A 23914-nucleotide genomic window follows, 5' to 3' on the forward strand; every position below is an offset into this window, starting at 1 on the left:
CCGGGGACGGATTGTCGGCGGCGCGCGCCACAATGTGAGCAGACGGGTGCGCGGCATCCGCGGACGGTGAAAGGCGGTGGGCGGGATGCCCGTGTGGGACGACCTGGTGGGACAGGAGCGCGTGCGCGCGCAGCTGGCCGCCGCCGCCCGCGACGCCGACGCCCTGGTCACGGCCGCGGCCGCGGGCGAACCGCTGCCCCCCGGCTCCAAGATGACCCACGCCTGGCTGTTCAGCGGCCCGCCCGGCTCCGGGCGGGCCACCGCCGCCCGCGCCTTCGCGGCGGCCCTGCAGTGCGTCAGCCCGGACCGCGCTCTCGGCGGCGAACCGGGCTGCGGGTTCTGCGACGGCTGCCACACCACCATGGCCGGGACCCACGCCGACGTGGAGTTCGTCCGCACCGACCTCCTGTCGATCGGCGTGAAGGAGACCCGCGACCTGGTCCGCCGGGCCCAGCTCTCGCCGGCCGTCGGCCGCTGGCAGGTCATCGTCCTGGAGGATGCCGACCGGCTCACCGAGGGCGCGGGCAACGTCCTGCTCAAGGCCGTGGAGGAACCCGCCCCGCGCACCGTGTGGCTGCTGTGCGCGCCCTCCCTGGAGGACGTGCTGCCCACCATCCGCTCCCGCTGCCGGCACCTGGCCCTGACCACCCCGTCCGTGGCGGCGGTGGCCGAGGTGCTGGTGCGCCGCGACGGCGTCGAGCCGGCCGCCGCCGCGGCCGCCGCCCGCGCGACCCAGGGACACATCGACCGGGCCCGCCGGCTCGCCACCGACGAGGCCGCCCGCTCCCGCCGCGCCGCCGTCCTGAAGCTCCCCCTGCGGGTGGACGACGTGGGCGGCTGCCTCAAGGCCGCGCAGGAGCTCGTCGACGCCGCCGCGGAGGACGCCAAGCAGGTCGCCGAGGAGGTCGACGCGAAGGAGACCGAGGAGCTCAGGGCGGCTCTCGGCGCCGGAGCCGGCGCCGGAGGCCGGCTGCCGCGCGGTACGGCCGGGGTGATGAAGGAGCTCGAGGACCGCCAGAAGCGCCGTCGCACCCGCACCCAGCGCGACAGCCTCGACCTCGCCCTCACCGAGCTGACCGGCTTCTACCGGGACGTCCTGGCCCTCCAGCTGGGCTCGGCCCTGGCCATCGCCAACGAGGACATACGCCCCGACCTCGACCGGATCGCCCGTGCCTCGGGCCCCGAGCGGACGCTGCGGCGCATCGAGGCGATCATCGCCTGCCGCGGGGCCCTCGACCGGAACGTGGCCCCGCTCCTGGCGGTGGAGGCCATGACGATGGCGTTGCGCTCCGGCTGACCGTTTCACCCGTACGAGCGAATCCCGGGCCCCGCGCCCGGCGGACGGTGCGGTCACCGCACCCGGGGCCGGTCCCCGGTCTGCGGTCGGCCGCCCGGGCGGCGGCCGACGGACAGGCGCCCCGGCAGGACGTACGCTCGCCGCATGGACACCAGGCGACTGCTGCGCACCACCGGGATCGTGATCGCAGCCGCCGGGCTGCTGCTCTCCGGCTGTACCTCCGGCAGCCCGGACGTGGCCTCCGCCTCGGCCGAGCCGTCCTCGGTCCCCGCCGGAATGCGTCCGTACTACGAGCAGAAGCTGACCTGGCGCGACTGCGGTGTCCAGGGGTTCCAGTGCTCCACGATGAAGGCGCCGCTGGACTACGCGAACCCGGGCTCCGGCCAGGACGTGGACATCGCGGTGGCCCGCCGGACGGCGACCGGGCCGGGCAAGAAGCTCGGCTCCCTGGTGGTCAACCCGGGCGGCCCCGGCGGCTCCGGCATCGGCTACCTCCAGGCGTACGCCGGCATCGGCTACCCGGCGCCCGTCCGCGCCCGCTACGACATGGTCTCCTTCGACCCGCGCGGGGTGGCCCGCAGCAGCCCCGTGGAGTGCCTGAGCGGCCCGGCGATGGACCGGTTCACCCAGGTGGACCAGACGCCGGACGACCAGGAGGAACGGGCCCGGCTCGTGGCGGCGTTCAAGGAGTTCGCGGCGGGCTGCGAGCAGCGCTCCGCGCGGATCCTGCCGCACGTCTCCACCGTGGACGCCGCCCGCGACATGGACATCCTCCGGGCGGTCCTGGGCGACGAGAAGCTGAACTACGTCGGCGCCTCCTACGGCACCTTCCTCGGCGCGACGTACGCGGACCTCTTCCCGGGCCGGGTGGGCCGGCTGGTCCTGGACGGGGCGATGGACCCCTCGCGGCCGGCGCTCGACCTCAACCGCGACCAGACGGCGGGCTTCGACACGGCCTTCCGCTCCTTCGCCAAGGACTGCGCCCAGCAGGCCGACTGCGCCCTGGGGCAGGGCGGGCCGGAGGCGCAGGGCCGGCGCCTGAAGGAGCTCTTCCGCAAGCTCGACGCCCAGCCGGTCCCCTCCGGCGACCCGGCCCGCCCGCTGGGCGAGGCCCTCGCGACGACGGGCGTGATCGCGGCGCTGTACGACGAGAGCGCCTGGCCGCAGCTGCGCCAGGCCCTCACGGACGCGATGAACGGCGACGGCGCCGGCCTGCTGTCCCTCGCCGACAGCTACTACGAGCGCGAGGCGGACGGGAAGTACGCGAACCTCATGTTCGCCAACGCCGCCGTGAACTGCCTGGACCAGCCCCCGGCCTTCAGCGGCCCGCAGGCGGTGGACACCGCCCTGCCCTCCTTCGAGAAGGCCTCGCCGGTCTTCGGCGCGGGACTGGCGTGGGCCTCGCTGAACTGCACGTACTGGCCGGTCAAGGCCACCGGCACGGCCCAGCGCCTGGAGGCCAAGGGGGCGGCCCCGATCGTGGTGGTCGGCACGACCCGCGACCCGGCGACCCCGTACAAGTGGGCGCAGGCCCTGGCGGAGCAGCTCGACTCGGGCACCCTCCTCACGTACGACGGCGACGGCCACACGGCGTACGGCCGGGGCAGCGACTGCATCGACACCGCGATCAACCGCTACCTCCTGGAGGGCCAGGCCCCGCCCGCCGGCAAACGCTGCTGACCTCGGCGGCCGGCCCTGGTTCGGGGCACCGGTTCCCACCCTGTAGACTTGGCGACGCTGCTGATGAGAGGCACCCTCCGGGGGAATTTTCTCGTCTTCCCAGTGGTGCCGCCTTAGCTCAGTTGGCCAGAGCAACGCACTCGTAATGCGTAGGTCTCGGGTTCGAATCCCGAAGGCGGCTCCAGCGAAGCCCCAGGACTCACTCGCCGTGACCTGGGGCTTCTGCTTTTTCGCTCTCCAGGAGGCGGGGCGGGCGGCTCCGGGAAGTTTGGGGCGTTCCAGGAACCGGCCCCACGCGGGCGCGCCCAGGACTCCGGTGTCCGCCGCCGGGTACGCCGGCATGGGAGCGCGCGGACGCATCGTGGCAGACCCTGCGGTCAGTGCTCGATACCGGAGGACTTCGGCGTGATCTGAGGGGGTGCGGGCTCGCTCACTCCGTGGCCGGTGAGGGCGCTGCGGGGTGCGCGGATGACGCCGTGGCCCAGGTTCACACCGGGCATGAAGGCACTCATGCGCTCCCTCCGCTTCACCTCGGCGGTCGGCGGATTCAGTTCCTCGTAGGAGCTGGCCGTCGACAGCCGGTCGACGATCGCCGCATGGGCCTCCTTCCGGTCCTCGGGGACATCGATGGCGTGCAGTTTCATGGCGAATGCCTCGGGGGACTTCCCGGGGTCGTCGTCCCCCATTCGCAGTTGGCAGCGGATGGGGGGATCGGCCATGAACGCGTTGATGTCGGGCGGAAGGTGCGCGTGCTCAGGCAACGGCGTCGCGAACTTGATGCCCTCCTTGCCGACCTTGGCGTTCTTGAGGAGCGCTGGTATCTCGGTCTTGCCGAGGACCGAGTCCGCGGTGATGTCGGCGGCGAACCCGATCACGAGTCCCTCGGTTGCGAGGGCGTACCGGTCCGAAAGGGTGTCCCAGGCGGCACCGTGAGCGGCGTCCAGTTCCTCCGGATCGAAGTCGAAGTGCCGGGCGAGCGCATCCACCACGAATTCGTTGCCGAGGAAGTAGCCGTTGAGCCGGTGCCCGGCAGGGGTGTCCTCCAGCACCTGCAGACCGCGCGACTGACCACATGCCTTGGCCAGAAAGCGATTGGGCACGGGTATGTCCACGCCCTCGAGCTTGGACTCGTAGGACCAGAAAGCGCGGTGGGGGCCGCGGTTCTTGTTGGTGACCGACTCCTTCGCCGAAAGGTTCTCGATGAAGTCCAGAAGACCCGGCTTGGGCCCTTCCGCCTTCGGATCGAGAGTCGACAGGTAGTCGCCGTACAGCCTGCGGGCTATCGCGGCCCCGGACTGCCTGTCACGTGGTTCCGCGGAGGCATGTTCCTGCTGGAGGGTAAAGGCTCGGGCTATCTCCTCCGGGGTCGGAGGAGCGTCGGGGTTCACGGGTTCCTCCGTGAACCTTCAGGGGCATTCACGGTCAGCTGGATCCGCGAACCGCCCGGCGTTTCAGTGGCCCACGCTGTGAACGACACCGACTGCGCCAGCACGATGAAGGCCTGCCCGGGGTGGTCCCCCACCGGCTTCCAGTACGCCATCCGGTAGGGGGTGCGGGTCTCGAGGCGGTATTCACGGCTCTCCCAGAACGCCGGTTCCATCGGCTCCGGGAAGTCCGGTGCATCCCAGGGGCCGGTCCATACCGCAGGCCCCAGCACACTTTCGGCCGCCTTGACGAAGTCGGGCCATTCGTCGGCCGCGCGGGTCAAGAGAGCGGGGTTCTCGGACGCCTCGTCCGCCTTGAGGTGCCACGCCCAGTGCGTCAGGCGGCGTACGGGATGCCAGTTGCCACCCGCTTCGAAGGTCCACCTGCCGCCGGCCCCGCTGCGCACCGTCAGATTGCGGTCGGCCGTCTGCGGCTCCCAGCCGTAGCGCTCGCACCACGTGCGGCATTCCGGAGAGCCGCCCTGCGGCGGACCGGCCCAAACAGATGCCCAGTCCACCCCCCGCAGGCCCTCCAGCTCGGCGGCCAGGTCCTGGGCCGTGCGGCCCGATGTCTCCGTCAGCATCGTCTCAAGCTCCTCGCCCGGTGTAGGTGTGGGCATCATGACATGCCGTCAGCGCAGAGCAATCCCCCGTATCAGCAGGCAGACGACCACCGGGCCCATGACCTGTGCGGGCCCTGTTTCCACGAACTCGGCTGAAACATTCCCGGACCGCCATCGCGCCGAAGGAGTGGGACGGACGCGAGGGGGAGTGGATGCGGCAGGGTCGCAAGGACGGGTTCCGGGAGTTCGCAGTGGGACGGTCGGGGCCTCTGTACCGGTCGGCATGCCTGCTCGCGAGCGGTGACGTGCACCTCGCGGAGGACCTGGTGCAGGAGACCCTGGGGCGGATGTACCTGCTCTGGGGCAGGATCTCCCGCATCGACAATCCGGCCGCGTACGCGCAGACGGTGCTCGTACGGTCCTTCCTGACGCACCAGCGGCGCCGCTCGGCGGGGGAGCGTCCGGTCGGGGAGTTCCCCGAGTCGGGCACCCCCGAGGCCGGCGCCGCCGACCCGGAGCTGCGGGTGACCCTGCGGCAGGCGGGGGACGGTTTCACGCCTGACCGGCAGGCCCTCGTCGCCGGCGGTGAGCGGCGCGGGCGGAGGCTGGTGGTCCGCCGCCGGGCCGCCGTGATCGGCGGATCGGTGCTGGGGCTGGCGCTGATCGGTAGCGCCGGCGCCTACACGGTCGGCCTGCTGGGTGCCTCGGGCAGCGTTGGGCGTCGAACGTCGTGGCCCCGCCGCCCCTGTCGAGCGCCCCGACAGCGAAGGGGGTGCCGGGGTACGGCACGGGTGCCGTCTCCGACGGCCAGATGGTCGCGTGGCTCAGGCAGCTGCTGCCCGACGGGCAGCTGACCGAGGCCAAGGGGCACGGAACGGGTGCCGGACCCGGGGGGATCCCGGGGGCCTCCGGTGTGTACGACGACGGCAGGGGCAAAGGCGGCCCTCGGGGTCGCCCTCAACCGGGTGGACCCGAACGGTGCGAGCACCGCCAAGATGCTGGCCTGCCCCGACAAGAACGCGTTCGACTACGACGGCTGCACGTCCGAGACGCTGGCGGACGGGACGAAGGTGATGGTCTACCAGGGCTACGAGTACCCCGACCGCCGCGTCCCCACGAAGTCGTGGCGGGCCACGCTGGTGACTGCGCAGGGCTACCAGGTGGACGTACAGGAGTGGAACGCGGCTGCGGAGAAGGGCGAGCCCGTCTCGCGGCCCCATCCTCCGCTGGACGCGGCCCAGCTGAAGGCCCTCGCGCTCTCGCCGTTGTGGCGCCCGGCGCTGGAGGACCTGCCGGCGGCCCACCCGGAGTCGCCGCGCTCGGCCCCGCGTCCGGGCGCCTCGGTCGGGCCGGTCCTGGACGGCCTGCTGGCCGGGTACGGCATCCCGGTCGTCGCCAAGGGGGACGAGGGCTACAGCGCCTACGCCGTGCTCGACGACGGCAAGGGCAAGTCGATGGTCAGCGTCGAGGTCCAGTCGGTCGGGAAGGCCGGTCCCGTGGACAGCCTGTTCGCGGGCGCCGCGGTGATGCCGGACGGCACGAAGGTGGTGACCCGCCAGGAGCCCGGGGAGAAGGGCGGCAAGAACGTGGTCTGGTGGACCGTGGACACGCTGCGGACGGACGGCACCCGCGTGATCGTCTCGGCCTTCAACTCGAAGAACCAGGAGAGCGACGCCTCCCGGAAGGAGCCGGCGCTGACGATGGCGCAGCTGAAGGAGATGGCGACGAGCAGCACGTGGGTGCAGTACGCCAAGTAGCAGGGCGGGGCGAGGGAGTGCAGGTCACGGGAGTGGCCTGCACTTTCGTCGTCGGACCCTCTTTCGGCGGTGCCGATGGCGGTCAACGGGTCGGCGGGCTGGCGGCATGGGGAAACCCCAGGCCGTACCGCTCGCGACCTGGGGTTTTCCGCTACGGTGTGGTGCTCAGCGGGCGCCCGGGTCGTACTTCGACAGGGAGGCCTTCACCTCACCGGCGTGCTGCCCCTCCCACCAGGGGATCGTCTCCACCAGGACCGGCTTGGTGCCCGAGGCCAGGACCAGGGCGCGGCCCGGGGGCATCGAGCCCAGGTCGGAGACCTGGAGGACGCGCTCGCGGCGGACCGTCTCGTTCACGGTGCGGTTGCCCGACCAGCGGCCGCGCTCCGACTCCTGCGTCGCGGAGTACTCGCGGAGCTCGTACTCGCCCGCCAGCTCCGAGAGGTCGCCGAGGAAGCGGGTGTCGGAGACGCCGCCGCCGTAGACGCGGACGTTCGCGGCGGACCAGAGCTTCTCCATGCCGCGGTCGCCCCACACCTCGACGCCCTGGGCCCAGGACTGGAGGATCGTCATCAGGATGATGCCGCGCGAGCCGTAGTGCGAGTAGAGGTCGGGCAGGGCGCGCCAGCGGCAGACGTTCGCCGCCTCGTCCAGGACGCCGACCATCGGCAGCGAGAGGCGGCCGCCGCGCTGGCTGGTGGCGTACTCCTCGGCCGCCTCGACGACGGCCACCGTCAGGGCCGTCACCAGCGGGCCCGCCGAGTCGCTGCCCTCGCGGGAGAGCGAGTAGAGGGTCGAGCGGGTGCGGACGAACTCGTGCGGGTCGAACTCGGGCCGCCCGTCGGTCGGTCCGAGCGGGGACACCCACTTGTTGACCTCGGGGTTGATCAGGCAGGACGCCATCTGCAGGGCGACGCCGTAGATACCGCCGCGCTGCTTGTCCGGGGCCGTGATCACACCGTTGAGGGCGTCGGCGGGCATGTGGTGCCCGGCGCCGCGCAGGATGCGCTCGGGGGTGTCGTCCTTCGGGTTGGTCAGCCAGGTGTAGATCTGGGTGATGGGCATCTTGCCGGTCGCGGCCGCGAACAGCAGGTTGGCGAGGAGGTCCTGGCCCGCCGGGTCGAAGTACGCGTCGCCGGAGGAGTCGGGGTCGCGGGAGCCCGAGGCGAAGTGGTCCGCGAGCTTGCGGGCCTTGGCCACGTCCGTGACGTAGGACAGCGGGTTCCACCACCAGGCCGGCGCCTCCTGGGCGACCTGCTGCGGGTCGAAGACCCACACCTGGCCGCGCGCCTGGCGCGGTCCGCGGGTGGCGTCGACGATGTCCCGCTTGTTGGAGGTGACGAGGACCGCTCCCGGGCCGTCGAGGATCGCCGGGATGGCGCGCCGGGTCGTCTTGCCGGTACGGGGGCCCCAGATGTCGACATGCATGTCCTCGAAGGAGCCGAACAGCGGCTGGCGGCCCTTCACCGACCGGCCGATGAACACGCCGGGAACCCCGGCCTTCACACCGAGGCGCTCCGCGGTGGCGGCCGCGCCCTTCATGGTGAGTTTGCCGAGGTCCGCGCCGTCCACCATGTGCTTGGCCGCGCGGTCCACCTCGGGCTTGTTGCGCAGCCGCTGGCGTATCCGGTACCCGGCGGTGATCAGTCCGGCGAGCAGCAGCGCCTCGGCGGCGGCGATGGCGCTGGCCGCGCCGCCGGGCCAGGAGTAGTCGCCCTTGGCCATGGCGATGGCGAAGGAGAAGGGGTTGCCCGGGGGCTCCGGCTGGTCGGTGAACGACGAGCCGAGGCGGGCCGCGAGCCAGGCGGCGGACAGGAGGGCCAGGACGCCGACGACGAGGAGGACGATCTCGATCGTCCAGTCGTCCTCGGCGCGTGGCTTCTTCTGTGGTTCTTGGGCCATGGTCAGGGCGTTCCTTCCGCCGGGCCCGGGGTGGACGTCGGCATCTCGTTCTTCCGGTGGTCTCGGGCGCCGTGTGCGCCGCTGGTCTAGGGGAAGTTCCCGGCCGTGGGCACCCGGTAGACGCCCGTGATCTGCCCCTGCCACTCCCAGTTGCTGAACTCGACGTTCTTGCCCGGCCTCGGGGCGTGCAGGATCGTGTGCTTGGCCGGGTCCCAGACGATGCCAACGTGCTCCGACCCCGCCGCACTGGGGTGGAAGAAGATCACGTCGCCCGGCTTGGACTGGCTCAGCTCGACCTTGTACTTGGAGAGGTTGGGCTGCTGGTCGTAGGTGGTGGACCCGATATTGATCTTGCCGCCGCTGGCTTGGTAGTACATCCACTGCGTGAAGCTGGAGCAGTCGAAGGACGTGGGGTTGTCGCCCTGGAGGCGGGCGGCCCCCCAGACGTACGGCTTGCCGATGCCGCGCTGGGCCCAGCCGAGCGCCGCGCGGACCACCGTGTCGTCGACGTCGGGCAGGGGCCCGGTCGAGCCGGCGCCGTCCGGCGGGACGGCGGTGCCCTTGCCGTTCTTGGCGCAGTCGCGGTAGTCGGCGTCCTTGGCGTTGCCGTTGCCGCCGGGCACGCCGCCGTAGTCGGGGCTGGCCGTGACCTTGCCGGACATCCAGCCCTCGGGGTCGATCTCGCCGGGGCCGTTGTCCTGGCCGCTGCGGAACGGGTCGTCAACGCCCGGCATCAGCACCTCCCAGTGGAGGTGCGGGCCGGTCACGTTGCCCGTGGCGCCGACCAGGCCGATCTGGTCACCGCGCTTGACGGTGTCGCCCGTCTTCACGGCGACGCTGCTCTGGTGGGCGTAGAGCGTGATGACGCCGCCGGCGTGCTCGATGCGGGTCTCGTTGCCGTACGCGCCGCCGCTGCCGACCTTCACGACCTTGCCGTCGGCCGGGGCGTAGATCGGGGTTCCGGTGGAGGCCACCAGGTCGAGGCCGGTGTGGTAGCCGAGGCTCCAGTGCGGGCCTTCCTGGTGGTACTTGGTGCCGATCGTGTACGTGCCCTGCTTGAGCGGCCACTGCCAGTCCTTGCCGCCGGTCGTCGCGGGCGGGTCGTCCGGGCGGAACGGGGCCGCGAGCGGGCGGGAGAAGCCCATCGGTGCCATGGCCGTGGTCGTGCCGCCCCCTCCGCCTCCGCCGAGGGGCGGGGTGGACCAGCTGTGGGGGCCCTTGGAGCGGATGCTCAGCGCCTCGCTCGGCTGGGCGTCGTTGCCGACGGGCTCGGGGATGTCCGAGCTCTGGCCCAGGACCGGGAAGGAGGGATTCTTCTCGACGGTGGTCTTCAGGTGCGCGTACCAGCGGTTGATCAGGTCCTTGTCACCGGTGAGGGTGCCGCGGTAGCGGGCGGCCTGGGTGAGGACCACGCGGGGGTAGACGGTGTTGGTCTTGGTCGAGCCGGAGTAGCCGAGCAGCGCGTCCCAGGCGTTGCTCTCCGCCTTCAGGGCGTGCATGTAGTTGGCCGCCGCGAAGGCCAAGTCGTCGATGCCGTAGCGGTCCTTCTGGCCGTCGCCGTTGCCGTCCTCGCCGTATTGGCCCCAGGCCCAGTCGCCGAACTGCAGCAGGCCCTTGTAGCCGAGGCCGTTGTCGCCGCCGGGGGCCGCGGACTTGTCCTGGCCGTACCTCGTCTCCTGGTACATCTGCCCGGCGATGATCGTCCAGTCGAGGCCTTCGTAGCGGGCGGCGGCCCGCATCGAGGCGAGGATCATCTTCGGGGGTATCTCGTCGCGGGCGGTGTCGCTCGGCATGTACATCTTGCCGGCGGGCATGATCGGGTTCGTGGCCGCCTTGTCGCCGGTGTTGCCCGCGCCCGCGTTCTTGCCGTAGTTGCCGCAGGCCGCCTGGGCGGCGCCGCCACCGAGGCCGCCCACGAGGGCGCTGATCAGGATGATGACGATGAAGACGACGCCGAGCGTCGGCATCGAGCCGATGCCGCCGATCAGCAGCACCCACTTGAGGTTGCCGCCCTTCTTCTTGCCGCCGCCTTTGCCGCCCTGTCCCGAGGCGAGTTGAGCCGCGCCCTTGGCGGCCTTCGCCACCTTGGCGGCCTTCGACGCGGCCGCCAGTACGGCAGGAGCCACCACGGGTGCCTCACCCTCCCTTCGGCTCGGGCGCGCCCACGTTGCCCAGGCCGTATATGTCGAACCCGGTCACCTGCCAGCCACCACCGCTCCTGCGGGCGCTCACCAGCCAGGTGTTGGTCTCGGTCTCGCTCTTGCCGCCCTCGCCGGAGCGGGTCGCGGTCACTTCCACCACGCTCGAGATGGACTGGCCGCTGCCGCGCGAGAGTTCGTCGGCGATCAGCGCGTCCCGGCGTACGAAGGCCTTGCCGGCGGACGAGCACTTGGTCTGCTGGCAGACGGCCCAGGCCTTGTCCGTCGGCAGCACGGTCTGCTTCTTCATCGTCTCGCCGCCGTCGGTGAGGGCCAGCAGACGCGGTGCCCAGGACGCGGTGCTGTCGGTGTACTTGAAGGTGCTCACGCCCGCCATGTAGTCGGCCATCGCCCGGTGGGCCTTGGCCAGGTCGGCCGGCTGGACGATGGGGGCCACCCCGTCGGCCGCCGCCGACTGCGGCCCCGCCGGACCGCCGGCGGTACCAGAACCGCCGGTGCCGCCCGCGGCGCTCAGGGCGGGTGCGGTCGTCTTGGGCTTGGCATCGGCTGCGGGGTCGTCCTCGCCGTCGAACACGGTGAGGACGACCAGGCTGCCGACCAGCAGGGCACCGAGCAGTGCCAGGGCCAGTACGGCACTTCGCTTGTTCTCGGCAGGTGAATCCACCGTCCCGGGCCTCCCTCAGTCTGGTCGCCGAGCCACCGTAGGTGGCGCGGCGACCAGGGGAGCGCGGGATTTCCCCGTGGGGAAAACCGGGGAAAAGCGCGAGGGCGGGTGAGGAAAACAGGCTGCTCGGCGTGGGGTTGGAGGATGTGGGGAAACGGTGAGGAACGTCTGTCGCGTCCTCACCGGTTCCTTACAAGGGCTGTTCCTCGGGGTCGTACTCCTCCAGCGGGAGCGGGTCGAAGGGGTACGCCGTGTGCCCGCCCGTCTTGGGGGAACAGGCCGCGAACGGGCCCAGGTCCGTGTCCATCAGCACCCGCAGGTGCGGGTCGGCGTGGTGCAGCCACCACGTCGACAGGCCGAGGGTGGGCTCCAGGCGCAGCTGCTCCCAGGCCAGCCAGAGCGCGGAGAGCCGCGCCCCGGCCTCGGGGTGCTCCCACCAGCGGGGGCACCAGGTGGCGGAGGAGCCGTTCAGGCGGCGGCGGACGGTCGGGGCGAGGAACTCGCTGACGAAGGCGAACACGTCCGGGAAGAAGAGCTCCACCTCCTCACCGGGTGCGGGTACCTCTGCGGGGCCGGTCACTGGTCGATCTCCGGGGCCTTGGGGGCGGCCTCGACCGCCGGGTTCATCACGCCGTGTGTACTCGCGACGCCCGGGGCGGGGCGGGGCGGCACGGTGAGGGTGCGGGGGATGGTCGCACCACGGAGGAACGAGGCGCCGTGCACGGGCACCCTGGGCTCGGGCTCGGGCTCGGGCTGGGCGGGCGTCGCGGGCGCGGACACCGGCTGGTCCGGCGCGGGTTCGGCGAGCTCGGGATCCCGGAGCCTGGGGTGGCTCCCGGGCTGCTCGGTCTCGGGCTCGGTGAGCCCGGTCCCGGCGGCCTCCGCCGCAAGGCCGGTCAACGCACCATAGGAAGGCGCCGTGTTCAGCTGCGCGACCGCCGCCGTCTGCGCCTGGAGCAGGTGTTCGGGGAGGTCGAAGGCCGCCAGTTTGGCGGCGAACTGCTCGGGGGTCGTCTTCTCCGGGTCGTAGTGCTCCCTGCGCAGCACGGCCCGCACGGCGGGGTCCGCCAGCAGGTCGCGCATGTCCGCCGGCAGGTGGGCCGGGTGGGGGAACTCGATCGGGAACTGCAGTCCGTCCTTGCCGACGAGCTCGTTGGCCATGACCACGGGCAGCTCCGTCCCGCCGAGGATGGACTCTTCTCCGATCTCGGCCGCGAAGACGGCGACGTTGCCCCGGGCTTCGCTGATGTAGCGCGCGGAGACACCGTCCCAGACCTTGCCGGCGCTCGTCGTCACGTCGTCGAGCTTGACGCCGTAGGACCGCACGAGTGTGTTGCGCACCTGCTCGTCGAAGAGCCAGTAGTCGTCCAGCTGCTGTCCGGCCGGGGAGTCCTCCAGCACCTGGTACCCGCGGGTCCGGCCGCAGGCCTGGGCCAGGTATCGGTGGGGTATCTCGCGGTCGGCGCCCTCGGGTTGGGACCTCCAGGACCAGAGCGCGCGCACGTCTCCGCGGTCCTCGTTGGTGACCCCGGCGTCCTGGGCGACCGCCTCGACGTACGCCAGCAGGCTCCCGGGGTTCGGGGTCGACTCCTCCAGCCCCTTGCGCGCCTGCCAGTCCGCGTACATCCGGCTGATGACCCTACGGGCCTCGGCCGCGCTTCCCGGCTGCCTGGACAGGTGCTCCGCCTGGAGCTCCTTCGCCAGCTCGATCTCCTCGAGGGTGGGGCGCAACGCCTCGCTCACTGGTCACCCGACAGGGACTCGACCGGGGCGAAGACGTCCAGGGAGATGGCCGAGCCGCCGGGCTCGGCAGCGGTCCAGGCCTGGAACGACAGCGACTGCTGCAGCACGAAGGAGGGCTGTCCGGGGACCCGCCCGGCGGGGGCCCAGTAGGCGAGGCGGTACGGGCTGCGCGTCTCCATCCGGTCCTCCCGGCCCTCCCAGAAGTCGGGGCGGGGCGGCTCCGGGAAGTCGGCGGCGTCCCAGTCCCCGGACCAGGTCGGAGCGCCCAGGACGTCCTCGGCCGCCTTCAGGTACGCGGGCCACGCCTCGGCCGCCGCGGTGTGCACCGTGCCGTTCTCCTCGCCGGACCCCGCCAGCACCTGCCACGCGTAGTGGTTGAGGGTGCCGATCGGGTTCCAGAAGGCGCCCCTCGCCGCGAAGAAGGTCCACTCCCCGCCGGCGCGCGTACGGAGCTGCAGGGTCCGCTCCGTCGTCCGCGGCTGCCAGCCGTAGCGCGCGCACCACTCGTCGAACTCCCGGGTCCCGCCCTGAGGCGGGCCCGACCAGACCGACGGCCAGTCGTCGACGGCCTTGAGGCCCGCCAGTTCGGCGGTAAGGTCCTGAGGCGTCCGGCCGGTTGTCTCCGTCAGCATGCTGGTCTCCCTCGTCCGTGGTGGGTTTGACCGTATCCGGTCAGGACAGGAAGATCCCCAACGCGAAGACGGCGATCACGATCGCGCCCATCACGAGGCGGACCGTCGGGTCCTCCCGCTCCCACAGTTCGTGGACCGCGGCCCAGCCCGTCAGGCGTGCCGCGCGGCCGTTGTGCATGCTCGGGCGCTGTGGCTCGTACGCGGACGGCTCCGCCTCCGGGGCATCCTCGGCCTCGGCGTCGTACAGGGCGTCCGCCCCCGTCACCCCCTGCTGTTCCTGCGCGACCACCACCAGGCCCTCCAGCAGGTCCGGCATGGTGTGCGGGGTGAGGGGATACGCGACCGTGCCGTGCGGGGTGCGCAGGCAGAGCTTCGACTGCCAGGGGTTTCCCGGCTCGTAGCCGGAGATCCAGGCGTGCGTGGCGTCCACCGCCGGCGGTTCGGGGGTCTCGGCGGCGGTGCCCGGGTCCTGCCACGGGTGGACCTTCTGCTCGCTCAACTCTCGTCCTTCGGAAGGTCGGGGACGGCTCCGTACCCGGAACCCGGTCACAACCCGGCATTGTGACGGAGCCGCCGGCAGGTGGCGGCGTCGGCGATCCTCCGGTTTTCCTCACGGGGATTCCTTATTTTTTCCTCACATCTCCCCGCGAGGAAAAGCGGGAGGGGAATGTCAGCGCGATTTGCCACACTGCCGTCCGCACCTGGTCTCACCAGGGCCCGCCGCACGCCCGACCGGCGGACGGGGACCACACGCGGGGAGAGAGCCGAGTCGATGACGGACCACAGCAGTTCTGCTGACGGGGCCGGCGAGGGCCGGCCGTCCGGGCAGCCCTCGCAGCCGAACCCGCAGTCGCCGGGTCCGTACGCGCATCCCGGCACCGCCGCGCCCCAGCTCTCCCCGGAGGAGGCCCGCACCCAGGTGGCCGCCGCCTGGGTGCGCGTGGCCCCGCAGTCCAACGTCCCGCCGGGCCAGGCCGCCGTTCCGAGCCTTCCGCCGCGCACGGAGCAGCCCGTGGCGGAGTCGAAGAAGGACAAGCGCAAGGCGGAGTACGAGCGCAAGAAGGCTCAGCGCAAGGCCGACTACGAGGCAAAGAAGGCCGCCCGCGAGGAGCGCAAGCGCGGGGGGAAGGGCGGAACCGTTCCTGCGGCCGCTTCGGCCCCGGCTGCTCTCGTCTCCCCCGCTCCCTCCTCATCCGCCGCCCCTGTCTCTGTCACCAAGGGCGAGGACCGGGCCGTCCCTGCCGATCCCGCGCCGGGCGGGGCCAACGGCACGCGTGCGGTGTTCGACGTCCCGCGTCCCGGGGGCCGCCTGCCCTCGCAGGGCCGGGGTCTGCACGCCGCGCTGCGCGCCACGCTGCTCATCACGACCTGTGGTCTCGCCCTGGGCTCCTGCGCCGTCACCGGACTGGTCATCGGGCGGTCCTCCGTCTCGCTGAAGCCCGCGTCCCTGGATGGTCAGGAGCTGGACCGCTACCGGCTCAGCGAGTTCCCCACCCAGACGGCCGCGGTCTTCGCCGAGGAGTACGCGACCCTCTGCATGACCTACTCCCCGGAGACGGCCGACAAGCGCCGTGAGTCCCTCGCCCGTTTCGCCTCGGCGGGTGTCGACCGCGAATGCGGCTGGAACGGGAAGGGCAAGCAGGAGGTCAAGCTCGCCAGCTGGGACGGGACGACCGAGGAGCTTCCCGAGTACGGGAAGAACGGCCGGTACCTCAACATCCAGCTGACCTACGGGAACGGCCGCACCACCACGCTCTCCGTGCCGGTGTACGTGAAGGACCTCGGCAAGGGGTCGGGGCTGCGGATCGCGGGTGACGTCGGCGAGATGCCGCTGCCGGTACGCGACACCGTGCCCGTGGTGGACAAGAAGGACGAGGTCGTCGACCAGACGCTGTCGGGCCAGCTCAAGGAGCAGGTCCTGCCCGGCTACTTCAAGGCGTGGGCCGCCTCCGACACCACCGCCCTGACCCGCTTCACCACCCCCGACGCCACCGCGTCGGCGGTCACCGGCCTGGCCGGCGTGCTGACCGACCCGGTGGTCCAGGAGGTGCAGGCGCTGGCACCTGAGGGCGCGAAGGTGGGGGACAAGCTCACGTACGCGCAGGGCCAGTCGGTCCCGGCCCGTGTGACGGTCATCTGGGGCGGCGGGGGACCCGACGACGGGAAGAACGCGGTCACCCTCAAGCGCTCGTACCGGGTGACCGTGGTGAACACCCCGCAGGGCTGGTTCATCAAGGACGTCCGCGGCGGCGTCATGGATCCGACCGGCGGTCGCGCGGACGAGGGGAAGACCGCCGCCCCGGCCGTCTCTCCGAGCGCCACCCCGGCCGCCGGAGCGGGCAACCCGTCCTCCCCGGCAGGCCCGTCCTCGCCCGGCCCCTCCTCGTCACCCAAGGCGGCCTCGTCCAAGCCGGCCCACTGACCCGCCATCCCGCGGAGCGGTGCACCGACCGCCTCGCACCACCCAACACCCATCCGTACGCCCCTCACGACAAGGGACCCACATCATGATCCTGGCAGCCACGACCCTCGAAGGCATGTTCGGTCAGATCCAGACGATCCTGACCGGCATCGGCACCACCGTCGCGATCTGCGCCCTGCTCATCCTCGGCATCCGGATGCTGCTCTCGATGAAGCGCGGTGACGGCATGCGCGAGGCCTTCCAGGGCTTCGGCATCATCGCGCTGGCCGCCCTGATCATCGGCGGCGCGACCGGTCTCGCCGGTCTCCTCATCAGCCTCGGCGCCCAGATCGGCGGCGGCGGTGGCGGCGGCAAGAGCTGAGCCGGGGCGGGCCGGCGACGGCCCGCGACTTTGACCGTGCGGCCCGAGGCCGCGTGGCACAGCACGCAACCACGCCAGAGAGGGGGACCGACGGATGACGCAGCAGACACCGGAAGCACCGGCACCCATGGTGGCCTACGACCACACGGATCTGCTCAACCGGCCCAAGCGCATCTGGAACTGGGGCAACATCCCGCTTCCCGGCCTGCTCCTGCCCGCCCTGGGCGCAGCCTTCGGGTTCGGGGTGGTGTGGCTCGTGGTGCTGCTCTCGCTCTCCGCCTTCCTGCCCTTCCTGGGCATCTCGATCGTCACCTCGCTCCTGTACATCGGTCCGCCGGTGGCCGTGTACTTCGTCTGGGGGCGGCCGCTGCCCTCCGCGCTCACCCTCAGCCAGCAGGTGGTGGTCTGGGCCGACTACTGGATGCAGCCGAAGCGGCTGCAGGGCTTGGCCGCGGACCGCGAACCCGAGGAACTGCACTGGCAGGTCATCCTCTGGCGGCCGGAATCCCGGCGCTGGCACAAGCGGTACGACGCGGCGCTCGCGTCGGCCGCCCGGCACGGCTCCTCGTACGCCGCGTCGGCGTCTTCCCCGACCGCACCCGCCGAGAGCGCACGCTCCGAGACCGCAGGATGAATCCTCCATGTTCTTGATGATCCTTCTGGGCGGGGCGGTCGCCTTCTTCCTGATCGCCATGCTCCTCGCCGCCTCCTCCTCCAAGAAGAACACCGGCTCCGGCAACGGGCGCTCCGGTGGGCAGGGGAAGACGGGCGGCTCCCGTAGCCAGGGCCGCGGCCAGGCCCAGGCCAAGCGCCGCGAGGAGATGCGGCTGCCCTACCGGTACGCCGACGACATGATCTTCGTCCACGGGGAATCCGTCTGGACGGGCATCGCGCTGCCCACGGCCATCGACGAGTACCTCAACGCCGTCGAGCTCCAGGCCATGGCCGAGGCCCCGGCCCGCGCGCTGCTCAACCTCGCCCGCGGTGACCGCAACGTCGAGTGCCACTACCGCAAGGTGTACCGGCCGATCACGGCCCAGGACTGGGCCGACCAGCTCAACGGCGTGGCGTGGGACCCGACGGAGAACTACAAGGCGTACAACCTCCGCAAGGCCGAGTACCAGGAGCGCATCGGCGCGATGCGCGAGCGCAACATCCTGCTGGTCAAGCTGGGTTCGATGAAGCGGGGTGCGGGCGGCAGCGGCGTCCTGCCGGGCGGCGACGACCCGGTCGAGCAGGCCGGGGTGACCCGCTCGGTGCGCGGTGCCGCCGACGCGGCGGCGGCCGGGGCCACGGGCGTGCACGACGAGTACCTGTCGCCGGAGCTGCTGGCCCACTGGACCCAGGTCGCCCGGGAGGTCCACGAGAGCCTGGAATCCCTCGGGGGCTCGCCGCTGAGCCGCGAGGAGCTGGTCTGGCTGATCCGCAAGCCGCTCCACGGGGACCTGGCGGTGCCCGCCGAGCCGCTGCTCGGCAGCCGGTCCTGGGGTCCGGACCAGTTCGACCTGGTCGTCGACTTCTCCGGTGAGAACCACAAGACGCACATCGTGCTGCACCAGTACGACGAGATGACCGGCGAGCGGCACACCAGCTATACGACGACCCTGGTCGCCGCGAGCTGGCCCACCGAGACCCGGTTCCGGCAGTCCACCGCCTGGGCTCGCTACGCGGCGCAGCACGTCGAGTTCCCCGTCGAGATCGACCTGCGGTTCACGCTCATCCCGTACCTGAAGTTCAAGGACCGGGCGAAGAAGATCAGCGGCAACCTGGTCGACGAGATGAACGACATGGCCAACTCCGGCCGTGCCCCCAGCACCCAGCTCGCCGCCCAGGTCACCCGCGCCCAGAACCTCCTCGACGACGTCGACGAGCACAAGATGCCCGGCATGGAGGCGCAGATCCGCTTCACCATCTCCGCCCCCGACCTCGCCGAGCTGGAGCGCCGCCGCCGGGTCCTGGAGATGCAGTTCAAGCAGGACCTGAAGGTCACGCTGCTGCGCCCGAGCCGCCAGCAGTGGCGGCTGCTGCAGTCGCAGCTCCCCGGCGACGCGCCCAGGCTGCCCGTCGCGCCCTACCTGCGGCTCCAGGAGGTGGAACAGCTCGGCGCCGGGCTGCCCACGGCCGGCACGGAGCTGGGCGACAACCCCGAGCACCGCTCCGGCAAGCAGCTGGGCTGGGTCGGCAACCTCGTCGGCTGGGCCGGCAAGACCCCGGTCCACTACTCGCTGCACGTCGGCCCCGCCCGCAACGACGGCGGCGGCGTGGCCATCGTCGGCGCCTCCGGCGGTGGCAAGTCCTCGCTGGCCCTGCAGAAGTTCTACGAGGAGTCCGAGTCGGGCGTGCGCTGCCTGGTCATCGACCCCAAGACCGACTTCGCGCAGCTCTGCTACTACCTGGCCTTCGGGTCCCAGGTGAACGACCCCGAGTTCCCCCTCGACGCCGAGGCGGGCCTCCTCGGGACCCAGCAGAGCCGCTTCCAGCCGGTCAACCGGGAGTTCTGGGACGAGACCGAGGTCGTCGACCTCCTCAAGGGCCAGGCCGGTGTACTCGACCCCTGGGTGGTCGCGCGGGACGTCCCCTCCGGTCGGCTCCTCGCCGAAACGATGCTGCGGGGCTTCCTCGGCGACGAGGACTACCAGCGGGTGCGCCTGCCCGTCATCGAGGCCATGGCCACGGTCGTCGGCTGGTACAACTCCGCCATCCGCCAGGCCACCGAGCAGGGTCTGAGCGCCCGTGACGCCGAACGCCAGGTGCCCCGGCCGACGCTGTGGCAGGTGGTCGACGAGGTCGTACGGGCCTACGACAACGCGGTGGCCGGCGGCGACCGCGAGGCCGTCAAGGAACTCAAGCTCGCCCAGATGCTGCTCACCGAGCTGCGCACCCTGCCGTACGCGCGACTGGCCTTCGCGGAGAACCCGCAGACCCTGTCCGCGATGCGCAAGCGCCGCACGGTCATCACCTTGCGCGGTTTCCAGACCCCAGCGTCCTCCGACCCGCGCAGCTGGAACCCGGCCGAGCGGCTGGCCGCGACCGCGCTGATGGCGGTCGTGGAACTGGGCAGCCAGATGCTCGACGTCGGCTACGAGAAGAACCCGGTGACGGGCGAGGTCGGGCTGCGGCCCAAGGCGCTGTTCGTCGACGAGGCGTACGTGGTCACCGCGACCGAGAGCGGCCGCGACCTGATGCGGCGCGCGCTCAAGCAGGGGCGCTCGTACTTGGCGGTGATCGTCCTGATCACGCAGCAGGCCATCGACCTCGTGCAGATCGAGGACTCCGAGGCCCGCAGTGGTGGCGCCAACCAGATCCACACGGTCTTCGCCTTCAAGCAGAAGTCCGCCCAGGAGGCCTCGCTGGTGGCCCCCCTGCTCGGCCGGCCCGAGAGCGACACCAAGGTGTCCAACGCCCTCCAGGAGCTGCGGACGGGTGTCTGCCTCCAGCGGGACGTGGACAAGCGGGTCGGTACGGTCGCGGTGGACCTCGTCTTCCAGGAGATCCTCGCCGCCACGGACACCAACGGCACCACCCGCCCGGGCCGCCAGTCCGTCGACCCGCCGCTGAGCGTCTGGGACTGGACCTTCATGCAGGAGGCCGCCCGCGAGGACCGGTCGGCCGAGACGGAGGCTGCTGCCGCGCGGTAAAGCGGCGGACGCCGGACATGCCCTACCCCCGACCCTCAGGAGACATCGTGCGTTTGACCAGGACCCTCACCGCCGTGACCGCGGCCGTGGCGCTGACGGCACTGACCGGCTGCGGCGGGGAGGCCGACGGCGGACCGCTGGCTGCGCTCGGCCTGCCGAAGGCGGACGACATCGCCGGGATCGAGAAGGTGATCAACAAGGGCGGCACCTGCCGGGAACTCGAGGCGGGCGGCATCGGTCCGGATGCCGCCAAGAGCCTCAAGGAGCCGTCGTTCGGCGTCAAAGAGACCGCAACCTGCAAGGACGAGAAGGGCAAGTTCGCCACGCTGTTGCTCCTGTCCGACATGAAGACGTTCCAGGAAGCCAACAAGAAGGCGCTGGAGAGTGACCCGGGCTTCGACACGGGCTATCTCGTGGGGCAGAACTTCGCCGTCGTGCCGGGAAGCGACGACGGGGCCAAAGGCATCAAGGCAGCCGGCCTCTTCATGATGTCCTGCAACCCCAAGCACAAGGACCGGATCCCCAGTGGCTACAAGGTCAACGAGGAGCTGGTGAAGGGCTGCTTCGTGACCGATTACCTGCCCTCCTGACCCGGTCGGCCACGACCGCCCCTGCCCCAGCCCCTGTGGAGACCCCAGAAGGATGCCGATGTCCTTGCGCCGTAGCGCAAAACCACGCGGAACTGCCACCGATGGCCGGTCGCTCCGCGACCGGGTGAAGGGAACCGGGCGGGCCGTCAGAGCCGCGTTGTTCGTGCTCCTCGCGTTGTTCGCGCTGACACTGGCAGCCCCTGGTACGGCGGCCGCCGACTTCGCGTGCAGTTTCACCGGAGACGACGCCTATGAACTTGACTCGCCCGGCGCCAACGGCGAGAGCGTCTTCCCCGCCGTCAACCAGTGGGAGAACGAGGCGCAGCGGGCCAAGAACCTCAACGACACCACGGGCATGGTCACCGGGGCGGTGAACATGCCCCTGGGCGCCGACCAGTACACCATGTACGAGATCAACGCCGTACGCGGTATGAACTGGTCCGGGACGCAGCGGGGCATCGGTGACGCATCACAGACCGATTCCACGTGGGACGCCAGTGGCGCCGACAATTGCAAGATCATGGACTATGTCAACAACGGCATAGCCAACCTGGTGTTCGACGGCACCAAGACCCTGACGCGCATCGCGATATCGATCAAGGAGTTCGCCTCCAACCCGAGCCCCCTCAGCGGCCTGTACACCGGACGCGACAACGTCGTGGACACGCTGAAGACCAAGGTCTTCGTACCGGCCGTGCCGCTTCTGATCACCCTCACCGGTATCTGGGTCTTCACGAAGTGGCGCAAGGGTGAGATGCGCGAGGCATGGTCCGGCGTCAGCTGGTCTGCCCTGACCACGATCGCCGTTGTCGCGCTTCTGACCGGCGGCAACTTCCACAAGTTCATCAACGAGGCGGACTCGGGCATTGCCCAGGCCAACAGCTACCTCACCGAAGCGGTGCTCAGCGGCATGGCGGACGAGATGCAGCCGCCTTGCGACCTCCCGACGGGTGCGCCCAACCGCGGGCTGCGCGAGTCGAGCTGCGCCATGTACGACACGCTGGCGTTCCGCCCGTGGGCGCTCGGCCAGTTCGGCGAGGGTGGAACGAATTGCATATTCAAGCGGAAGGACGGCGGCGAGGTCGTCAACGGGACCTGTCGGCCCGCCAGTGCCTCCACCACGTGTGACTACGGCAAGGGTGCCCGTTGCGAGGATCTGCGGGTCCGGCAGATGGTCTCGCAGTCCATGACCAACTTCGACGTCGCCAAAGACGTGAGTACGCACGACAAGTACAAGGTGGACTGGTACGGCGTCCGTCAGGACATGGCCGGCGGAAAGGGCGTCAATCACAAGGAGGACGATCCGAAGAAGAGGGTCTACCCCGTCGCCTTCGATCTGTGGGCCGGGCACGAGGCCGGGAACCGGATCGGGATCGCCGTCTACTCGCTGATCGCCGCTCTGATCGTCGGCATCATGGTCATCGTGCTCAGTGCGCTCACCCTGCTGTGGCACGCCGTCACGCTGATCATGATCATCATGCTGCCGCTGATCGCCACGATCGGCATCCACCCGTCCCAGCAGAAGCTGCTCAAGGGCTGGCTCCAGACCTTCATCCACAGCTTCGTGCTGCGGGCCGGATTCGGCGTCATCCTGACCGTGCTCCTGGTGCTCTACCAGATGATCCTGCCCGCCAAGATCTCCCTCGGCATGCAGCTGCTGATGCTGCTCCTGGTCACCATCGCCGTCGTGATGATGCTGAAGAAGCTGCTCTCGGGTGCCTACAGCCCGCAGATCGCAGGGGCGCAGGACGCCCTGGGTGTCGGGGACATGGCGAACACCGTGGGCGGCAAGCTGGCCCAGTACGCCCCTGGTGCCGCGGCCGGCGCCGCGAAGACGACGGGCCGTGTCGCCGGGAAGACCGCTTCTGCTGCCGGACGGATCTACGGCAAGACGAAGGTCGCTGGCTCATGGAAGCGTACGGATCCCTTCCCCGATTACGAGAAGAACCGGCGCGAACACCGGGACGAGTACATCGCAGAAGACGCGTTCGAGCAGGCGGTGGAACGACAGGGGGCAAAGGCTGCTCAAAGGGAGGCCGCCCAGAGGAAGGCCGCTCAGCAATCACCGCCTGAGCCGCCGAGGAGCCACAGCGGCCGCGTCAGCCACGGGAACGCGCCCACCCCGGACCCCGCCCCCACCGCACAGCCCACGGGGCCCCTGCCGAAGGGCTCCGAGTCCTCCGGGAACCGGGTCCAGGCGCCCGAGCCGGCACCCGCACAGGCACCCGCGCAGGCACCCAGGCCCGCCGCTCCCCTTCCCTCCGGGAGCGGCGGCCGGGTCAACGCCCCGGACCTGGGACCTGCGCGGCCGCAGCCGCGGCCGTCCGTGCCCGATCCCCGGAGCGCACCCACGCGGCCGAGCCGGTCTGTGCCGCCCACGCCCCCGACGCCGCCCGCACCGCGGGACGGTGACGGTGGCGGCCGGGTGTCCGGTGGCTAGGAAAGGCTGAGCCATGGCAAGCGTCATCGCCGACCACCCGCCCCAGGAGCTCGCTGCCGAGCTGGCCGGGCTCCTGCGGGTGGACTGGCGATCCGTGTGGCCCGGGGTGCCGGACGGTGAGGCCGGGCGGGACGAGTGGTGCACGGGGTTCGGGTGGCGGCCGCTGTGGTCCCAGTCGGGGCTGTGGGTGCGGACGCCGCAGGGCGGCCGGCTGCACCTGGCCGCCTCGCCCGGCCCCGGTCGGCCCGTGACCCGGGCCTCGTACGACGTCTGGAAGGCCGCGGCGGGCGGGGCGTCCGACGGGGAGGTGGTGCTGGCGGCCGGCCTCGACCGCTACGCGGCCCACCTCGCCCGGATGACGGCCGCGCTGGGCGCGCCGGGCTGGGAGGGCGCCTGGGACCGCCCGGACTTCCCGGAACCGCCCGCGCCCGGCCGGTGGGGTGACGCCGACGAGCGGCGGGAGCTGCGGGCGCCGTACCGGCTCGCGCAGTGGAGGTACCCGCATCCGCTTGCGCCGGTGATCGTGCTGGCCCTGGACTGCCGGGACACGGGGTACGCGGCGGGTGGGACGATCACTCTCACCTTCCACGGACCGCCCGACCCGAACCCGATGGGCGGCCCCGGCTGGCTGCTGTGACGTAACGA

19 protein-coding genes, 1 tRNA gene and 1 pseudogene are annotated in these 23914 nt (G+C 71.3%); 12 read left to right on the forward strand and 9 right to left on the reverse strand.

The window, feature by feature from the left end; all coding sequences use genetic code 11:
• Window positions 1-85 precede the first annotated feature (85 nt).
• The 3 genes from ACFY15_RS07625 to ACFY15_RS07635 all read left to right on the forward strand — a co-directional run bounded on the left by ACFY15_RS07625 (window position 86) and on the right by ACFY15_RS07635 (window position 3161).
• The gene (locus tag ACFY15_RS07625) at window positions 86-1297 is read left to right on the forward strand and encodes a DNA polymerase III subunit delta' (RefSeq protein ID WP_390688105.1); all 1212 of its coding nucleotides are present in this window, start codon (window positions 86-88) and stop codon (window positions 1295-1297) included.
• Window positions 1298-1441: 144 nt separating this feature from the next.
• A complete protein-coding gene (locus ACFY15_RS07630; RefSeq protein WP_390825150.1) occupies window positions 1442-2977 on the forward strand; it encodes an alpha/beta hydrolase in 1536 nt (511 codons plus the stop codon).
• Between the two features lie 107 nt (window positions 2978-3084).
• Window positions 3085-3161 (forward strand) — tRNA-Thr (locus ACFY15_RS07635).
• Window positions 3162-3354: 193 nt separating this feature from the next.
• Here the strand turns inward: ACFY15_RS07635 and ACFY15_RS07640 are convergent.
• Both ACFY15_RS07640 and ACFY15_RS07645 read right to left on the reverse strand, forming a co-directional pair.
• On the reverse strand, window positions 3355-4365 hold the full coding sequence (locus tag ACFY15_RS07640) for a hypothetical protein (protein WP_390825151.1): 1011 nt from the start codon (window positions 4363-4365) through the stop codon (window positions 3355-3357).
• The gene (locus tag ACFY15_RS07645; protein ID WP_390825152.1) at window positions 4362-4985 is read right to left on the reverse strand and encodes a hypothetical protein; all 624 of its coding nucleotides are present in this window, start codon (window positions 4983-4985) and stop codon (window positions 4362-4364) included. Before ACFY15_RS07645 ends, ACFY15_RS07640 begins: the two co-directional genes overlap by 4 nt.
• 191 nt (window positions 4986-5176) lie before the next feature.
• On the opposite strand from ACFY15_RS07645, the pseudogene ACFY15_RS07650 reads away from it, so the two are divergent.
• Window positions 5177-5542, forward strand: a pseudogene (locus tag ACFY15_RS07650) (sigma factor); the annotation flags it as partial.
• Window positions 5543-5875: 333 nt separating this feature from the next.
• The gene (locus tag ACFY15_RS07655) at window positions 5876-6721 is read left to right on the forward strand and encodes a hypothetical protein (protein ID WP_390825153.1); all 846 of its coding nucleotides are present in this window, start codon (window positions 5876-5878) and stop codon (window positions 6719-6721) included.
• 165 nt (window positions 6722-6886) lie between these two features.
• On the opposite strand, the gene ACFY15_RS07660 is transcribed toward ACFY15_RS07655, so the two are convergent.
• The 7 genes from ACFY15_RS07660 to ACFY15_RS07690 all read right to left on the reverse strand — a co-directional run bounded on the left by ACFY15_RS07660 (window position 6887) and on the right by ACFY15_RS07690 (window position 14317).
• Window positions 6887-8620, reverse strand: coding sequence for a type IV secretory system conjugative DNA transfer family protein (locus ACFY15_RS07660; RefSeq protein WP_390825154.1), 1734 nt, complete (start codon window positions 8618-8620; stop codon window positions 6887-6889).
• Window positions 8621-8706: 86 nt separating this feature from the next.
• Window positions 8707-10749, reverse strand: coding sequence for a peptidoglycan DD-metalloendopeptidase family protein (locus ACFY15_RS07665; protein ID WP_390825155.1), 2043 nt, complete (start codon window positions 10747-10749; stop codon window positions 8707-8709).
• A gap of 7 nt (window positions 10750-10756) precedes the next feature.
• Window positions 10757-11443 (reverse strand): hypothetical protein, encoded by a 687-nt coding sequence (locus ACFY15_RS07670; RefSeq protein WP_390825156.1) that lies wholly within the window; start codon window positions 11441-11443, stop codon window positions 10757-10759.
• Between the two features lie 190 nt (window positions 11444-11633).
• Entirely contained in the window at window positions 11634-12023 is a 390-nt protein-coding gene (locus tag ACFY15_RS07675; protein WP_390825157.1) for a DUF4913 domain-containing protein, read from the reverse strand.
• Entirely contained in the window at window positions 12020-13186 is a 1167-nt protein-coding gene (locus ACFY15_RS07680; RefSeq protein ID WP_390825158.1) for a hypothetical protein, read from the reverse strand. Before ACFY15_RS07680 ends, ACFY15_RS07675 begins: the two co-directional genes overlap by 4 nt.
• The gene (locus tag ACFY15_RS07685) at window positions 13183-13818 is read right to left on the reverse strand and encodes a hypothetical protein (RefSeq protein ID WP_390825159.1); all 636 of its coding nucleotides are present in this window, start codon (window positions 13816-13818) and stop codon (window positions 13183-13185) included. The genes ACFY15_RS07680 and ACFY15_RS07685 overlap by 4 nt, the downstream gene beginning before the upstream one ends.
• A 40-nt stretch (window positions 13819-13858) precedes the next feature.
• Window positions 13859-14317, reverse strand: coding sequence for a hypothetical protein (locus ACFY15_RS07690; RefSeq protein WP_390825160.1), 459 nt, complete (start codon window positions 14315-14317; stop codon window positions 13859-13861).
• A 273-nt stretch (window positions 14318-14590) separates the two neighbouring features.
• Here ACFY15_RS07690 and ACFY15_RS07695 point away from each other — a divergent pair, with 273 nt between their 5' ends.
• The 7 genes from ACFY15_RS07695 to ACFY15_RS07725 all read left to right on the forward strand — a co-directional run bounded on the left by ACFY15_RS07695 (window position 14591) and on the right by ACFY15_RS07725 (window position 23906).
• Window positions 14591-16240, forward strand: a complete 1650-nt coding sequence (locus tag ACFY15_RS07695; protein WP_390825161.1) for a conjugal transfer protein — start codon at window positions 14591-14593, stop codon at window positions 16238-16240.
• A gap of 85 nt (window positions 16241-16325) precedes the next feature.
• On the forward strand, window positions 16326-16601 hold the full coding sequence (locus tag ACFY15_RS07700; protein WP_390825162.1) for a hypothetical protein: 276 nt from the start codon (window positions 16326-16328) through the stop codon (window positions 16599-16601).
• 94 nt (window positions 16602-16695) lie between these two features.
• On the forward strand, window positions 16696-17235 hold the full coding sequence (locus ACFY15_RS07705) for a hypothetical protein (protein ID WP_390825163.1): 540 nt from the start codon (window positions 16696-16698) through the stop codon (window positions 17233-17235).
• 7 nt (window positions 17236-17242) lie between these two features.
• A complete protein-coding gene (locus ACFY15_RS07710; RefSeq protein ID WP_390825164.1) occupies window positions 17243-20239 on the forward strand; it encodes an ATP-binding protein in 2997 nt (998 codons plus the stop codon).
• Window positions 20240-20313: 74 nt separating this feature from the next.
• Complete coding sequence (locus tag ACFY15_RS07715; RefSeq protein WP_390825165.1) at window positions 20314-20829, forward strand: hypothetical protein; 516 nt, start codon at window positions 20314-20316, stop codon at window positions 20827-20829.
• Between the two features lie 163 nt (window positions 20830-20992).
• A complete protein-coding gene (locus ACFY15_RS07720) occupies window positions 20993-23269 on the forward strand; it encodes a hypothetical protein (protein ID WP_390825166.1) in 2277 nt (758 codons plus the stop codon).
• Between the two features lie 13 nt (window positions 23270-23282).
• The gene (locus ACFY15_RS07725) at window positions 23283-23906 is read left to right on the forward strand and encodes a hypothetical protein (RefSeq protein ID WP_390825167.1); all 624 of its coding nucleotides are present in this window, start codon (window positions 23283-23285) and stop codon (window positions 23904-23906) included.
• Window positions 23907-23914 lie beyond the last annotated feature (8 nt).

It is taken from the genome of Streptomyces sp. NPDC001373 (genome assembly GCF_042895815.1).
Lineage (GTDB): Bacteria > Actinomycetota > Actinomycetes > Streptomycetales > Streptomycetaceae > Streptomyces.